The 14665-nt window shown below is 55.8% G+C and carries 14 protein-coding genes and 1 tRNA gene; 11 read left to right on the plus strand and 4 right to left on the minus strand.

The genetic code is table 11. From position 1 onward, the window contains the following. Positions 1–16 precede the first annotated feature (16 nt). The 5 genes from BUA85_RS02390 to BUA85_RS16660 are packed head-to-tail and all read left to right on the plus strand — an operon-like array spanning position 17 to position 3650. A complete protein-coding gene (locus BUA85_RS02390; protein ID WP_072899009.1) occupies positions 17–1009 on the plus strand; it encodes an SPOR domain-containing protein in 993 nt (330 codons plus the stop codon). Then, a complete protein-coding gene (locus BUA85_RS02395) occupies positions 1010–1999 on the plus strand; it encodes a glycoside hydrolase family 3 N-terminal domain-containing protein (protein WP_072899011.1) in 990 nt (329 codons plus the stop codon). Between the two features lie 13 nt (positions 2000–2012). Beyond that, a complete protein-coding gene (locus tag BUA85_RS02400) occupies positions 2013–2804 on the plus strand; it encodes a segregation and condensation protein A (protein ID WP_072899013.1) in 792 nt (263 codons plus the stop codon). Beyond that, positions 2797–3447, plus strand: coding sequence for an SMC-Scp complex subunit ScpB (gene scpB / locus BUA85_RS02405; RefSeq protein WP_072899015.1), 651 nt, complete (start codon positions 2797–2799; stop codon positions 3445–3447). Before BUA85_RS02400 ends, scpB begins: the two co-directional genes overlap by 8 nt. After that, positions 3447–3650 carry a hypothetical protein gene (locus BUA85_RS16660; protein WP_131802755.1) on the plus strand — a complete coding sequence of 68 codons (204 nt, stop codon included), beginning with the start codon at positions 3447–3449 and terminating at the stop codon, positions 3648–3650. The genes scpB and BUA85_RS16660 overlap by 1 nt, the downstream gene beginning before the upstream one ends. A gap of 21 nt (positions 3651–3671) precedes the next feature. Here the strand turns inward: BUA85_RS16660 and BUA85_RS02410 are convergent, their stop codons facing one another. From BUA85_RS02410 to BUA85_RS02425, 4 genes are all read right to left on the minus strand, one after another. After that, positions 3672–4751, minus strand: a complete 1080-nt coding sequence (locus BUA85_RS02410) for a 2'-deoxycytidine 5'-triphosphate deaminase (RefSeq protein ID WP_072899017.1) — start codon at positions 4749–4751, stop codon at positions 3672–3674. 67 nt (positions 4752–4818) lie between these two features. Continuing rightward, positions 4819–4895: transfer RNA gene (locus BUA85_RS02415), tRNA-Pro, on the minus strand. Positions 4896–4967: 72 nt separating this feature from the next. Further along, positions 4968–5984 (minus strand): betaine--homocysteine S-methyltransferase, encoded by a 1017-nt coding sequence (gene bmt / locus BUA85_RS02420; RefSeq protein ID WP_072899018.1) that lies wholly within the window; start codon positions 5982–5984, stop codon positions 4968–4970. 113 nt (positions 5985–6097) lie between these two features. Next, positions 6098–6409 carry a DUF1476 domain-containing protein gene (locus BUA85_RS02425; protein WP_072899019.1) on the minus strand — a complete coding sequence of 104 codons (312 nt, stop codon included), beginning with the start codon at positions 6407–6409 and terminating at the stop codon, positions 6098–6100. Positions 6410–6540: 131 nt separating this feature from the next. Here BUA85_RS02425 and purC point away from each other — a divergent pair, with 131 nt between their 5' ends. From purC to BUA85_RS02455, 6 genes are all read left to right on the plus strand, one after another. Beyond that, a complete protein-coding gene (gene purC, locus BUA85_RS02430) occupies positions 6541–7305 on the plus strand; it encodes a phosphoribosylaminoimidazolesuccinocarboxamide synthase (RefSeq protein WP_072900372.1) in 765 nt (254 codons plus the stop codon). A gap of 14 nt (positions 7306–7319) precedes the next feature. Further along, positions 7320–7550: a phosphoribosylformylglycinamidine synthase subunit PurS gene (gene purS, locus BUA85_RS02435; protein ID WP_072899020.1), complete on the plus strand. Its 231-nt coding sequence runs from the start codon at positions 7320–7322 to the stop codon at positions 7548–7550. Further along, positions 7550–8218 carry a phosphoribosylformylglycinamidine synthase subunit PurQ gene (gene purQ / locus BUA85_RS02440; RefSeq protein WP_072899021.1) on the plus strand — a complete coding sequence of 223 codons (669 nt, stop codon included), beginning with the start codon at positions 7550–7552 and terminating at the stop codon, positions 8216–8218. Before purS ends, purQ begins: the two co-directional genes overlap by 1 nt. Before the next feature lie 45 nt (positions 8219–8263). Continuing rightward, positions 8264–10018 carry a sensor histidine kinase gene (locus BUA85_RS02445; protein WP_083526163.1) on the plus strand — a complete coding sequence of 585 codons (1755 nt, stop codon included), beginning with the start codon at positions 8264–8266 and terminating at the stop codon, positions 10016–10018. A 9-nt stretch (positions 10019–10027) separates the two neighbouring features. Beyond that, positions 10028–11365 (plus strand): sigma-54-dependent transcriptional regulator, encoded by a 1338-nt coding sequence (locus BUA85_RS02450; protein WP_072899022.1) that lies wholly within the window; start codon positions 10028–10030, stop codon positions 11363–11365. A 435-nt stretch (positions 11366–11800) separates the two neighbouring features. After that, positions 11801–14539, plus strand: a complete 2739-nt coding sequence (locus BUA85_RS02455) for an Rne/Rng family ribonuclease (RefSeq protein ID WP_072899023.1) — start codon at positions 11801–11803, stop codon at positions 14537–14539. Positions 14540–14665 lie beyond the last annotated feature (126 nt).

The following is a 14665-nucleotide window of genomic DNA, read 5'->3' on the forward strand; positions in this document are numbered from 1 at the left end:
GCGGAATGAGGCAGAGATGGCGGTTTATGACGATGGGGCGCAGCCCTTTTCCCAACGTGCAACTTCATTGGTGAACTATGCGGGTGCGGCGTGTTCGCTGGCGCTGATGGTTGGCATTGGCTTTTGGGGATATGAATTGATCAAACGGGATGTGTCCGGCATTCCTGTTGTGCGCGCTGTCGAAGGCGACATGCGCGTGGCGCCTGACAATCCTGGTGGAGAAGTTGCGGCACACACTGGTTTGGCTGTGAATGCAGTTGCGGCAGAAGGTGAGGCTGCAGGTTTCGAAGATACACTTTTGTTGGCCCCACGGACGCAGCAGCTTGCTGAGGAAGATTTGGCCGTGCAGCCGACTGCTGAAGCTGGCGAGGTTGCGCCGGTTGAGGATGACACCGCCGCAGTTGAGGTATCTTTGACCGAGACATTGCCTGAAGAGCAGGCCCCAATGAGTGCTGACGAGATTCTGGCTTTGGCGGACAGGTTGGCGACTGGTGTGGAGCCGATTGACGCCCCCGTAGAGCCGGAAGTTGCGGCTGCGGAAGAGGCTGTTCCAGCCGAACCAGAGGTGGAGGTTATCGCAGCGTCCGTGCCGGGTGTGTCCACATCACTTCGCCCATTTGTGCGTCCAGTGAGTTTGTCAGTGCCGGTTTCCGCAAGTGCGCAGGTTGATGAAGCTGTGGCCGCTGCCTTAGCGTCGGCGTCTGCAAACACGGGGCCGAACAACAGCGAAGTCTCGGTTCTCGCGACCGAATTGCCCGTTGGCACGAAACTCGTACAGCTTGGCGCTTTTCCAACGCCGCAAGATGCAGCCGAGGTCTGGGCCAATCTGCAGGGCCGCTTTGGCGACTATTTGGTAAGCAAAGAGCGCGTGATCCAAGTGGCTGAACGCGGTTCGTCGACCTTCTACCGCCTGCGTGCTATGGGGTTTGATGACCTGACCGACGCGCGCCGGTTCTGCGCCGCTCTTGAAGCGGGCAATGCGGAATGTATTCCGGTGGTGATCCGTTAAATGTCGAGCGGGGCATATATCTTTGCTCCGAAAGGCCTGCGGCTCAATCGCTATGAGAAATGGTTCTTTCGGGATGCCGACCCTTGGGGGTTCATCCTGTTTGCCCGCAACATTGACGATCCAGAGCAGGTGCGCGCGCTAACGTCTGAGTTGCGTGAAACTGTTGGGTGGCACGCGCCTATTCTAATCGACCAAGAAGGTGGACGCGTTCAACGGATGCGCGCGCCGCATTGGCGTGAGTACTTGCCAGCCTTGGATCAAATGCGGCAAGCACGGGAACCGATGAAGGCCCAATTGCTGCGCAACCGCTTGATCGCAGAGGAGCTTCGCGCTGTTGGGATCGACGTGAATTGCGCGCCGTTGGCGGATGTTTTGGAAGAGAACACGCATCTGGTTTTGGCGAACCGTCTTTACGGCGATGACGTTGATACCGTTGTTCAAGCCGCGCGCGTTTGTGCCGAGGCATTCAAGATGCAAGGTGTTCTTCCCGTCTTGAAGCATATTCCTGGCTATGGTCGCGCCCATGTCGACAGCCACACAGATCTCCCACGTGTTGACGCTACGCGGAGCGTTCTGACGCGGAGAGATTTCAAGACCTTTGAAGCTTTGAAAGACATCGCGATGGGGATGACGGCGCATATCGTCTATGAGGCGATTGATCCCCAGAACCCTGCCACGACCTCTCCAACCGTTATTCGTTTGATCCGTAAGGAAATCGGTTTTGACGGGTTGTTGATGACAGACGATATCTCAATGGGCGCGCTTTCCGGCACGATCAAAGATCGGGCTGAGGCAGCGATGACGGCGGGCTGTGACATCATCTTGCATTGTAACGGCGTCACCAAAGAGATGATCCAAGTTGCGGCCGGAGCAGGGCCGATGCGGGTCAATGGTATGGTGCGTGCCGATGTTGCGTTGATGGCTCGGCAAGACCCATCGCCAATTGACATTTCCGCCGCTGCGGCTGAACTTGAAAGCCTTCTGGCATAAAGGCCAATCGAGCATGAGCGAAGAGTTTCAGGAAGACGTCATTAGCGTCGCTGACCGCATGGCGGCAGAGGCGTTGATCGTTGACGTTGGAGCTTTCGAAGGTCCGCTTGATCTGCTGTTGATGTTGAGCCGGACGCAAAAGGTGGACTTGCGCCAGATTTCGATCCTTGCCTTGGCAGAACAGTATCTTGCTTTCGTCGAAAAGGCGAAACAGCTGCGGTTGGAGCTGGCCGCTGATTACTTGGTGATGGCAGCTTGGTTGGCGTTTTTGAAATCGCGGCTTTTGTTGCCGCCTGATCCGACCGAAGAAGGGCCATCGGGCGAGGAACTTGCCGCCCATCTTGCGTTCCAACTTGAGCGGTTGGAGGCGATGCGCAAAGCAGCGGCACAGTTAATGGCGCGGGATCAGTTGGGCCGGGATTTCTTTGCGCGCGGGATTACCGAAGATGTGCAGCGCACGCGCAAAGTAACGTATACGGCGACGTTGCTTGATCTGATGCAGGGCTATGCGCGCATTCGGACCAAGGATGAATTCCGCCCCTTTGTCATGGACCGCGACCAAGTCATGACGATGGAAGAAGCCTTGGGGCGGATGCGTAAAATGATCGGTTTTGCGGGCGATTGGACAGATTTAACGAGCTATCTGCCTGAAGGCTGGGAAACTGATCCGACCCGCAGGCGTACCGCAACGGCTGCGACCTTTGCCGCCACTTTGGAATTGGCAAAAGAGGGCAAGGTTGAGCTGCGCCAAGGCGATACATTCGCGCCGATACAAATTCGAAAGAGGGATCCTCGCGATGTCTGACACCCAAGAAGAAAGCCTGTTCGAAGCCCCCCCAATGGGAGAGCAAGAGCGCATGGTCGAAGCGATCCTTTTTGCCAGTGCGGAGCCGGTGACGGTGAAAGAGCTGATGGGCCGAATGCCGCACGGGTCGGATCCGGCCGAGGCGTTGCAATACTTGCGCAAACGGTACGACGGGCGCGGGGTGCAGGTGGTTCGTGTGGGTGATGCTTGGGCCATTCGGACGGCTGGAGATCTTGGCTTTTTGATGCAGAAAGAAACCGTTGAGGTGCGCAAGCTGTCTCGCGCGGCGGTCGAGACCTTGGCGATTGTGGCCTATCACCAGCCGGTGACGCGTGCAGAGATTGAGGAAATCCGCGGTGTGAGCGTGAGCCGTGGCACTGTAGATCAGTTGATCGAATTAGAGTGGATCAGGTTTGGCCGCAGGCGGATGACGCCGGGGCGTCCGGTGACTTTCGTCGTAACTCAAGATTTCCTTGACCATTTCGGATTAGAAAACGCGCGCGACTTGCCGGGGCTGAAGGAATTACGTGCTGCAGGATTGCTTGAAAACCGTCCGCTGCCGGGGGCCACTTTGGACATCGACGACGAAGAAGACGACGATACACCAGACATGTTCACGCCTTCACCAGAAGAGGAAGAATAATGAGTGCAGAGCAACTCACACGAATTGTAACACGCGTTTTGACCCGTTGGGGCATGGGGGCCGGAATGGATATGTTATCGCGTGGGGGCAAAGACCCTTCCGAGATGACCGCCGAAGAACGCGCACAGGCCAAAGCCTCGCGCCAAGCGATGCGGAATGGGCAACGCGGAATGCGGCAAGCGAGACGGTTTATGAAGTTTTAAATGGGCGTTTCTGTGGGCGCTTTAGTCTGACCTAAAGTGCTTCGACAGCTTCAAACCTTGCCCTTGGTAGTTCGACTTGATCTCGCGCCCATAGAGCGCATCGGGCATGGCGGCCATGTGCTCATAAACCAAGCGACCGACAATCTGGCCGTGTTCCAAGACGAACGGCGCTTCGTGGCACCGAACTTCTAGCACACCGCGAGAGCCTGCACCGCCCGCGTCGGCATAACCAAAGCCGGGGTCAAAGAAGCCCGCGTAGTGGACGCGGAATTCGCCGACCATGGCAAGATAGGGCGCCATTTCGGCGGCTTGCATCGGCGGGATCACAATCGCTTCGCGGCTGACGAGGATGTAAAACGCGCCGGGATCGAGGATGATCCAGCCTTGGTCGGTGTGAACCTCTTCCCAATATTCGGATGGGTCGTAATGGCCCAGATTGCGCAGGTCGATGACGCCCGTATGGGGTTTGGCGCGATAGCCGACGAGGGTGCCTTCGGACGGTTTGAGGTCGACCGAGAAGCCAAGACCGTCAGAGATGACGGGATCTGTGTCGACGATCGGCGTTTGAGCGTGAAGGGCGCGCAATGCGTCATCATCCATAAAGGTTTTACCCTGCCGAAAGATGATTTGGTTCAGCATCTGCCCAGGTGTCGCCACGACGCTGAAGGAGCGCGGGCAAATCTCGACATAGAGCGGGCCGTCATAGCCATCGGGCACGCGGTCAAACTCTTCCCCGCGGTCGGTGATAATGCGGGTCAGTAGGTCGAGGCGGCCGATGGAGGATTTCGCGCTGGCGGCGGCTGTCATGCCATTGGGAAGCGACAGTCGTTCCATCAGAGGAACGACATAGACGCATCCTTTTTCTAGCACGGCACCGCCTTCGAGTTCAACCGCGTGCATTTGAAAGTCTGCGAGGCGTTCGCCGACGGTTCGATTGGGACCAGCGAGGAAAGAGGCTCTTACGCGGTAGGCGACGTCGTCGAGACGTAGATCGAGGGAGGCGGGTTGTATTTGGCCTTCTGCGATGTTCTGCGTGGCCGAAATAGCGCCGGAGGCGATCAGATCGCGGATTTGGTGATCGGCCAAAACGCCGTTGGTCATGGATCTTCCCCCAGTCGCATCATAGCAAAACGCCCGCTGCGTGAATTACGCAAACGGGCGGTGTTGCTGGTCGGGCTAGCAGGACTTGAACCTGCGACCTTCCGTCCCCCAGACGGACGCGCTACCAGGCTGCGCCATAGCCCGACGTGGGAATGTGTTTACTGGATTCTTGCGGCGGGGCAAGCGGAATTAAGGGCTGGCAGCGCAGGTCAGGGACTACCCGCGCCGCCGCCCACGCCGAGCCGGGCGCTTCGGCGCTTTATCATCAGTTCCATCTGACTCCGAAGAGAACCCGCCAAGCGCAGTTGTGATCTGATCAAGCGATGGCGTTTCGCCTCTTGGTCGCGTTTCGAGAGCTTCTCGCATGGCGCGTAGGTGGTCGGGCGTTGTGCCACAGCAACCACCGATAATCGTAGCGCCACAGTCGCGTGCAAGGACGGCGTAATCTGCCATCAATTCAGGCGTTCCGTCGTAGTGGATATGACCATCGTGATACTTTGGAATGCCAGCATTGCCCTTGGCAATGACTGGGATATTGGCACCCGCTTTTTTGAACCCGATGACGGTTCTGAGGAGGTCAGACGCGCCAACACCGCAGTTAGCCCCAAACGCGACTGGTGCGTTGTCGATTTTGCCAACCTGCTTGGTCATGTCTTTGGAGGTTAAGCCCATCATTGTGCGGCCAGCTGTGTCAAAACTCATGGTGCCGCACCACGGCATGTCTGCCAAAGCGAAGGCCTCGGCAGCTGCACGGAATTCTTCAATCGCACTGATGGTCTCGACCCATAAAACATCGGCGCCTCCAGCTTTGAGGCCCTCGGCCTGTTCGTGGAACATCTCAACCGCGATTTCATGCGTGAGACTGCCCATGGGGGCCATGATCTCGCCCGTTGGGCCGACAGACCCAGCGACAATGATGGGACGGCCCGATTGATCAGCCACTTCGCGGCCAATCTCGGCACCAGCTTTGTTCAATTCATGTACACGGGCCTCACCCCCGTGCAGCTTGAGGCGAGACGCGTTGCCGCCGAAGGTATTCGTCAGAAACAAATCGCTTCCAGCGTCGACCGACCCTTTGTAGAGTGCTGTGATCTTTTCAGGATGATCCACGTTCCAAAACTCTGGCGCGTCGCCGGATTCGAGCCCCGTGTTGAAGAGGTTCGTGCCCGTTGCGCCATCGGCTAGAAGCCAATCGCGAAGAAGCAGGAGCTTGGAGAGCGGGTTTTCGGTCATTTTGTGCGCCTTAAGAGGAGGGAGAATGACCCATCCTATGCGCTCACACTATTTTATTGGCAAATTCATAATTATCATGAAGTTTATGAGTTTTCCTCAGTTTGAGCTCGGAGCTACGTGCTTGTGATCTGATCTCGGGCTTCAGAGAGCAGTTCGGCCATTTTCGAACGAACGGTTTTCTGATCCGCACGACCGTTTAGATCGCCATGCACTTTGCGAAACACATCCTCGTCGCCGGGCTCTGCAAAATCGGCTTTGATCACCTCGCGGGCGTAGTCTTCGATTTCTGACCCGGATTTCCCCATCAATTGCGCCGCCCATTGGCCCAGCAAGCGGTTACGTAGGGATTCAATTTTGAACTGGGTCTCTGCGTCATGGACAAATTTGTTCTCGAAAGCGTTTTCGCGGTCTTTCATGCCACTCATTTCAGCATCCTTTCCGGTAACTACACTCTACAATTGATATGGAAACGCTAGTGCTTGCCCACAAGGGATGGGTGTCGTATGAGGCGGCCAAGGTTGCGCCGCTGCTGGCGCTGATGGGGAAAGAGGCGGATATGGCACGTCGCAAGATGATCTACGAAGGCAAGGCAAAAATCCTTTATGAGGGGCCGGAGCCGGGGACGTTTGTTCAATACTTCAAAGATGATGCGACGGCGTATAACGCAGAAAAGAAGGCCGTGATCGAGGGCAAGGGCGTTTTGAACAATCGCTTGTCCGAGTTCTTTATGACCGGCTTGCAAGGTATTGGAATTCCTACGCATTTCATCAAACGCCTGAACATGCGTGAACAGTTGATCCGTCAGGTGGAAATCGTCCCGCTTGAGGTGATTGTGCGCAATATTGCTGCCGGTTCGATGGCAAAACGGATGGGCATGGAAGAGGGTACACCACTGCCGCGCCCGATTGTAGAGTTTTCCTATAAGGACGACAGCCTGGGCGATCCTTTGGTGCCAGAGGAGTACATCATAGCGTTCGGCTGGGCATCACAACAAGATTTGGACGATATCGTCAGCATGGCGCTGCGTGTGAATGACTATATGTCTGGTCTGATGCACGGTGTTGGGATCAAACTGATTGACTTCAAACTTGAATTTGGTCGCCTCTGGGATGGTGATTTTCAGCGCTTGGCATTGGCGGATGAAATTTCACCGGACAGTTGCCGTTTATGGGATGTGGAAACGGGACAGCGGTTGGACAAAGACGTGTTCCGTAAGGATCTTGGCAGCTTGTCAGACGCCTATACCGAGGTTGCACGTCGCTTGGGTGTTTTGCCCAGCAATGTGACCCATGTCCCGACTAAGCCAACGCCTATTAACTGAGAGGTTTCAATACGATGAAAGCCAAAGTTCATGTCATGCTAAAGAACGGCGTCCTTGATCCTCAAGGTGAGGCAGTCAAACACGCGTTGGGGTCTTTGGGCTTCGAAGGTGTTGAAGGTGTCCGTCAGGGTAAGGTGATTGAGTTGGACCTCGCGGATGGCACGTCCGAGGAAACAATCAATGAGATGTGCGAGAAACTCCTCGCCAATACTGTGATTGAAAGCTACCGCGTGGAGCTGGTCTGATGAAGGCGGCGGTTCTCGTCTTTCCAGGGTCGAACTGTGATCGAGACATGGCCGTGGCGTTGAAAGCCGCTGGTGCCGATGTGGAAATGGTCTGGCACAAAGACGCGGATTTGCCGAGTGGTTTGGATTTGGTCGCCGTGCCGGGCGGGTTCTCATTTGGGGACTATCTGCGGTGCGGTGCGATTGCGGCGCAGTCTCCTATTTGCAAAGCGCTGGTAGATCATGTGAACCGTGGCGGATATGCGCTTGGGGTGTGCAATGGTTTTCAGGTTTTGACTGAAACGCGCTTGCTGCCCGGTGTTTTGATGCGGAATGCAAAGCTCAAGTTTGTGTGTAAAACCATTGGGTTGCAGGTCGAAACGTCGAATTCTGCATTCACCGAGGCGTTTAATGCAGGTGATACAGTCGGTTTCCCTGTGGCACATCACGACGGGAATTACACTGTCGATGATGACACGCTTTCGACGTTGCAAGATCAAGACCGCATCGCGTTCACATATACAGAGAACCCCAATGGCTCTGTCTCTGATATCGCGGGTGTTTTGTCTGAAAACCGTCGCGTGCTCGGCATGATGCCCCATCCAGAACGGGCAGTTGATCAGGGGCATGGCGGAACCGACGGACAGGCCTTGTTCCGTGGGTTGTTGTCACAATTCGCCGACGCTTAAACGCCCGCCTTGTTGAAGCCATAAGCAAGGCTTAACTTAAAGGCCATGAGCGAAACCTCATCCGTAAGACGCCCCTACCGCTTTGGCGGTTGGCGGCTGCGTGCCGTCGTGATTGCGATCACAACGATTGCGGTGCTTGTGATCTACGCGTCGAACCAGCTGTTGACCCAACGATTTACGGAAAGCACGCGTAATCGGTCTGAAGTGCGTTTGACTTTCTACGTCGCGAGTTTGATGGCGGAGCTTCAGCGGAATTCTATCGTACCGCAGCTTTTGTCGCGCGATCCGGAACTGATCGAGGCTTTGGAAAGTGGCGATTACTCCCTTTCGACTGCGCGGTTGCTGTCATTCGTAGATGAAATCGGCGCGGCGTCTTTGATGTTGCTGGATGTTGATGGTCGGACGGTGGCGGCCACCGACCGCAACAGGTTGGGCGAAAATCACAAAAAAGAACCGTATTTCATCAATACGATCCGAACCAATCAGTCGACGTTCACGACGTCTCCGCTTGAGGGCGGCGGCTTTGGGTTCACTTATGCACGAAAAATCGCATCGGCGGGCGACACTCTTGGTGTGATTGCGGTTCAAGTCGATATTCCCAAGCTCGAACGGAATTGGGCAGGGGTTTCTGACGCGGTGTTCGTTGAAGACAGCGAAGGCACCATAATCATGTCGACCGAACCCACGTGGCGCGGGTTGAATGAAGAAGAGGCGATTGCGCTTCGGCCAGTGCCAACAGCTATTGAGAGGGCTTGGCGCGCGACCCAAGGGTGGGGCGGGTTGCCTGTTGATGCCTATCTGGCGGGCGAGGCCGTATTGCGCCGCGATGTGCGAGTACCGTTCCAGGGCTGGCGTATGGTCAGTTACACCGCCTATTCATCGGTGAGGGACCGGGTAAACACGATTCTCGCGCTCGAGATTATGGGTTTTGCGGTCCTCTTAGCTTTCGTGTTCTGGATATCGTCGCGCAGCTCAGCCTCTCGCGTGGCGTTATTCCAGCGAGAGTCAGCAGAATTGCGCCAATTGAACCAACGGCTCCAGCGGGAAATTGCCGAACGAAAAAGGGCGGAAAAGAACCTCGAAGTGGCCGAGCAAACCATTGCTCAATCCTCCAAATTGGCCGCTTTGGGGGAAATGTCTGCGGCGGTGAGTCATGAGTTGAACCAACCGTTGGCGGCGATGAAAACCTACCTTGCAGGCGCGCGGCTTTTGCTCACGCGCAAGCGCTCAGATGAGGCGTTGTCGTCCTTCCAAAGGATCGATGATTTGATCGAACGAATGGGGGCGATTACGCGACAGCTGAAGTCGTACGCGAGGAAAGGGTCAGAGGCGTTTGAGCCTGTAGATACAAGGGATGCGGTGTCTACAGCCCTTTCTATGATGGAGCCGCAATTGAAGTCGCGTCATGTACAAATCACGCGGACTTTGCCCGATCAACCGGCAATGATTTTGGGTGATCGCTTGAGGCTAGAGCAGGTGATTATCAACCTGTTGCGTAACGCCTTGGACGCGACAAGTGCAGTCGATGATCCAGAGGTCGAAGTGCTGGTCGCGGTTGGGGATACGGTGACGCTGACAGTCCGTGACAATGGCGCGGGGATCGAGAACCTCGATGAGCTTTTTGAGCCGTTTTACACCACAAAAGAGCCCGGAGACGGCGTTGGCCTTGGGCTTGCCATTTCCTCGGGGATTGTGAACGACTTAGGTGGAAGACTTACGGCGCGCAACGGGACCAAGGGCGGTGCTGTTTTCGAAGTGAAATTACCAGTGCTGACCAGCGAAATCGCGGTAGCGGAATAGGAGCCGGACATGGGCAAGGCTATGAAGATCGCAATTGTGGATGATGAACGGGACATGCGCCAATCCATCAGCCAGTGGCTGTCCTTATCTGGGTTCGAGACAGAAACATTCGCATCGGCCGAAGATGCGCTGCGCGGGGTTGGCAGCGACTTTCCAGGGATCGTCGTGAGCGACATCAAGATGCCCGGAATGGACGGGATGCAGTTTCTGAAAAAGCTCAAGGGCGTCGATAGCCAGCTACCGGTGATCATGATCACGGGCCACGGCGATGTGCCCATGGCTGTGGAGGCGATGCGTGTCGGAGCGTTTGATTTTCTTGAGAAGCCGTTCAATCCCGACCGCATGACAGAGCTTGCGAAAAAGGCGACAAACGCGCGTCGCTTGACGCTCGACAACCGAGCGCTTCGCAAGGAATTGTCCGATGGCGCGTCCCTAATTAAGAAGTTGATCGGCCAATCACCTCCGATGGAGCGGTTGAAGGAAGACATTCTCGATCTCGGCCAAGCGGATGGCCATGTGTTGATCGAAGGGGAGACGGGAACGGGCAAAACTCTTGTTGCCCACGCACTTCACGCAGTAGGTGCGCGTGCTTCCAAGCAATTTACCCTCATCAGCTGTTCTGCTTTTGATGAAGACAGCTTGGCGCGCAGGCTTTTTGGCCCAGCGGAAGAGGGGGAGCCGATCCCTGCTATCGAAGAAGCGCGTGGTGGAACTTTGGTTTTGGAAGACATCGAGGCGCTCAGTGACAAGCTGCAAGCGCGTTTGTTGACGGCGATCAATGACCAAGGCGTGCCTGCCGAGACGCGGATCGTCGCGATTTGTAATCTGCAGGAACAGGATAAGACCTGTGAAGACGTGTTGCGACCTGACCTGTTTTATCGGCTTGCTGCGCTCAAGATCACGGTGCCACCGCTCCGGCAGCGTGGGGAAGATATACTGACGCTATTCACTCGTCTCAGTGAACAGTTTGCTGACGAGTATGGATGTGACGCGCCTGAGGTCTCGGCTCAGGAGGCTGCTCAGCTTCTGCAAGCGCCGTGGCCGGGCAATGTGCGTCAGTTGATCAATGTCGCCGAGCGGGCTGTTCTGCAAAACCGCCGGGGGACTGGCTCCATTGCGTCGCTGTTGATGGCCGATACTGAAGAGGCGAAGCCAGCAATCACGACTGAAGGCAAGCCGTTGAAGGAGTTTGTCGAGGCATTTGAGCGGATGTTGATCGATAACACGATGCGTCGTCACAAGGGCTCGATTGTATCGGTGATGGAAGAGCTGTGCCTGCCGCGCCGTACCTTGAATGAGAAGATGGCGAAGTATGGGTTGCAGCGGTCGGATTATTTGGACGGGTGATGCCTAAAAATTCGGGCCTCCTGGTCTCGAACCTGGCTTTCTTCGACTTAGCGATTGTAAAATCCCCACAACCTCCCTTATGTATAAACCACGAGCATGTCGCGAGATGGATTGCGGTGGGCTCGGAGAGATTCTCTGATTTGGACACGAGGCGTAGACTTCGGAGGGCCAAAACAGCTGATTTGACCCCGATGCGGGTCAGTGGAACGCCCAAGGCCTTGCATGTTTGTTCGCAGGGACCGGGCCATGAATGGGTTCTTTGACGTTCAAAGAGCCGGAGAAGAAACGCGATGCAAAGCGCGCGCAATATTGGCCGAGTAGCAGCGCCCCCACGGGGCCGCACCGCCGCACGCGCGTCTATCGCCTTAATCAGACACCATCACCTCTCAAACGCTCCACCGGGGCGCAGGCGATCGTGTCGTGTGAACGGATACTATGCCAAAGAAAATGTTAATCGATGCGACGCATGCGGAGGAAACCCGCGTCGTCGTTGTAGACGGGAACAAAGTCGAGGAGTTTGATTTCGAGAGCCAGTTCAAGCGTCAGCTTGCTGGGAACATCTATCTAGCCAAAGTCACGCGGGTTGAGCCTTCGTTGCAAGCGGCGTTTGTGGATTATGGCGGGAACCGGCATGGGTTCTTGGCGTTCTCTGAAATCCATCCGGACTATTACCAAATTCCAGTGGCCGATCGGGAAGCGTTGATCGCTGAAGAAAAAGCCTATGCCGAAAGCCTGCGGGCAGCGGAAGAAGAGGAAGAGGCGAAACCCAAGCCTAAACGACGCCGTCGTCGGTCTAAGACCGCTGCTGCGGAAGCTGCAAATGAGGATGCGGTCGCTACGGCGGAAGTTGAAGAGCAGACGGCAGACGCTTCTGAGGAAACAGAGGCGTCGGAGAGTAACAACGACGCTAAAGCCGCTGACGACACTCCGGTTGAAGACGCAGAAGCTGCAGATGCTCCAGAGGTCGAAGCTGTAGAGCCGGAAGAGGAAACTTCTGGCGATATCGCCGGGATGGAAACCATCGATCTCGGTGATGAGAGCGACTCGGAACCCATCGTAGACGCGTCTGACGATGAGGAAGATTCGCCAAAGGCAGATGCGACCTCTAAAGACGATCGGATTGAGAGCGTAAAAGAGGACGACACGGATGAAGTGCGTCCGGTGCGTAAGCCACGCCCCAAGCGCTACAAAATCCAAGAAGTGATCAACGTTCGTCAGATCTTGTTGGTTCAGGTCGTTAAAGAAGAGCGTGGAAATAAAGGTGCGGCCCTTACGACTTACCTGAGCTTGGCCGGACGCTACTGCGTCTTGATGCCGAACACTGCGCGTGGTGGTGGCATTAGCCGCAAGATCACCAATGCGGCGGATCGCAAAAAGCTGAAAGAAATCGCGAATAGTATGGATGTGCCAGAGGGCGCAGGGCTGATTATTCGCACCGCTGGATCTCAGCGGACGAAGACAGAGATCAAGCGCGACTACGAGTATCTGCAACGCATGTGGGAGCAGATCAGAGAGCTTACCTTAAAGTCGATTGCACCCGCTGCGATCTACGAAGAGGGCGATCTGATCAAACGGTCGATCCGCGATCTTTACAGCAAAGAGATTGAGGAAGTGATCGTTGCTGGTGATGAAGGCTATCGCACGGCGAAAGACTTCATGAAGATGATCATGCCGTCCCACGCTAAGAACGTGAAGCACTATACTGAGCAACTGCCGCTTTATGCGCGTTATCAGGTGGAAGGGTTCTTGAACGGTATGTTCAACCCGACGGTGCAGTTGCCTTCAGGTGGCTACATCGTGATCGGCATTACCGAAGCCTTGGTCGCGATTGATGTGAACTCCGGTCGGGCGACGAAAGAAGGCTCGATCGAGCAAACGGCTCTGAAGACCAACCTTGAAGCTGCGGATGAGGTTGCGCGTCAGCTTCGTTTGCGTGACTTGGCTGGCTTGATCGTGATTGACTTCATCGACATGGATGAACGGCGTAACAACAACGCGGTTGAGAAGCGGTTTAAGGACCGGCTGAAAACGGATCGCGCGCGTATTCAGGTCGGACGGATTTCCGGCTTTGGTCTGATGGAAATGAGCCGTCAGCGTTTGCGTCCGGGGATGTTGGAAGCGACGACGCAGATGTGCCCGCATTGTCATGGGACTGGCCTTTTGCGGTCAGATGACAACGTTGCATTGTCGATCCTGCGGTCCTTGGAAGAAGAGGGCGTTCGTGGGCGCAGTAAGGAAGTTCTGGTCAAAGCGCCGATCTCAATTGCCAACTTCCTAATGAACGGAAAGCGCGAGCATATCGCCGATATTGAAGCGCGTTATGGCATGTCGGTGCGGATCGAATGTGACCCGACGTTGGTGTCGCCTGATTATAACATCGAGAAGTTCAAGACCGCGACGCGGGTGGTGCCAGAGGCGACGGTCGTTGTTTCGGCTGAGTCGTTGATGGAAGAGGGTATCGATTTGGATGCCGCTGTTGCGGACGAAGAAGAGGCGCCGACCGAAGAAAATAAACCAAAGCGGAAGCGTCGTCGGCGTCGCCGGCGCCGCGGTGGTGGCGCGAATGCCGAGAACCAACAAAATGCTGAAGGTCAGAACGCTGATACTGCAGAAGGCGGCGAAGGCGATGCTGATGGTTCCGAGGCTGTAGAAGCGGCGGAGGCACCTGCCGACGCTAACGCGGCGGAAGTGACCGAAGAGAAGCCGAAGCGCAGTCGAAGCCGAAAGAAGCCTGCTCCAAAGGCTGAGGAGACATCTTCCGAAGCAACTGATGCAGAAGTTTCGATAGAGTCAGACACAGCGGAAGAGAAGCCGAAGGCGCGCAGATCACGCAAAAAACCTTTGAAGGCGGAAGCTGAGGCTGGTGAGGCGGCAGCGGAGGCAACGCCTCAAGATGAGGCTCCTCAGGAAGAAACAAAGCCGAAACGGACACGCTCGCGCAAGAAGACGGAGCCTGAGGCTGTCGAGGCCGAAGTTGAGGCAACGACCGAAGAGAAGCCGAAGCGTAAGCGGACCACTCGGAAGAAGGCAGAACCGAAAGCTGAAGCCCCAGTGTTAGAAACGGCTGCAGCTGAACCTGTTGTTGAAACGGCAGAGCCGGCACCTGCAGTTGAGGACGCACCTGCCGCCGAAGCTAAGCCTAAGCGAAAAGGCTGGTGGTCGTTGAACCGATAAACTCAGAAACGCCGCCCTTTGGGCGGCGTTTTTGGTGATGCGGAAAACCCACAACCTAAATCGGGAGACGCCTGTTGGCTTTGCCAATTCTGAAAATTCGCGTGATAGTTGCGACGCTGGTTTTGA

The sequence above is a fragment of the Cognatiyoonia sediminum genome (assembly GCF_900129845.1).
GTDB classification, from domain to species: Bacteria; Pseudomonadota; Alphaproteobacteria; order Rhodobacterales; family Rhodobacteraceae; genus Cognatiyoonia; species Cognatiyoonia sediminum.

Bases quoted from the DNA above. Each gene is read 5' to 3' on its own strand.
- BUA85_RS02390 (WP_072899009.1), top strand. From the start codon at position 17: ATGGCGGTTTATGACGATGGGGCGCAGCCCTTTTCCCAACGTGCAACT.
- BUA85_RS02395 (WP_072899011.1), top strand. From the start codon at position 1,010: ATGTCGAGCGGGGCATATATCTTTGCTCCGAAAGGCCTGCGGCTCAAT.
- BUA85_RS02400 (WP_072899013.1), top strand. From the start codon at position 2,013: ATGAGCGAAGAGTTTCAGGAAGACGTCATTAGCGTCGCTGACCGCATG.
- scpB (WP_072899015.1), top strand. From the start codon at position 2,797: ATGTCTGACACCCAAGAAGAAAGCCTGTTCGAAGCCCCCCCAATGGGA.
- BUA85_RS16660 (WP_131802755.1), top strand. From the start codon at position 3,447: ATGAGTGCAGAGCAACTCACACGAATTGTAACACGCGTTTTGACCCGT.
- BUA85_RS02410 (WP_072899017.1), bottom strand. From the start codon at position 4,751: ATGACCAACGGCGTTTTGGCCGATCACCAAATCCGCGATCTGATCGCC.
- bmt (WP_072899018.1), bottom strand. From the start codon at position 5,984: ATGACCGAAAACCCGCTCTCCAAGCTCCTGCTTCTTCGCGATTGGCTT.
- BUA85_RS02425 (WP_072899019.1), bottom strand. From the start codon at position 6,409: ATGAGTGGCATGAAAGACCGCGAAAACGCTTTCGAGAACAAATTTGTC.
- purC (WP_072900372.1), top strand. From the start codon at position 6,541: ATGGCACGTCGCAAGATGATCTACGAAGGCAAGGCAAAAATCCTTTAT.
- purS (WP_072899020.1), top strand. From the start codon at position 7,320: ATGAAAGCCAAAGTTCATGTCATGCTAAAGAACGGCGTCCTTGATCCT.
- purQ (WP_072899021.1), top strand. From the start codon at position 7,550: ATGAAGGCGGCGGTTCTCGTCTTTCCAGGGTCGAACTGTGATCGAGAC.
- BUA85_RS02445 (WP_083526163.1), top strand. From the start codon at position 8,264: ATGAGCGAAACCTCATCCGTAAGACGCCCCTACCGCTTTGGCGGTTGG.
- BUA85_RS02450 (WP_072899022.1), top strand. From the start codon at position 10,028: ATGGGCAAGGCTATGAAGATCGCAATTGTGGATGATGAACGGGACATG.
- BUA85_RS02455 (WP_072899023.1), top strand. From the start codon at position 11,801: ATGCCAAAGAAAATGTTAATCGATGCGACGCATGCGGAGGAAACCCGC.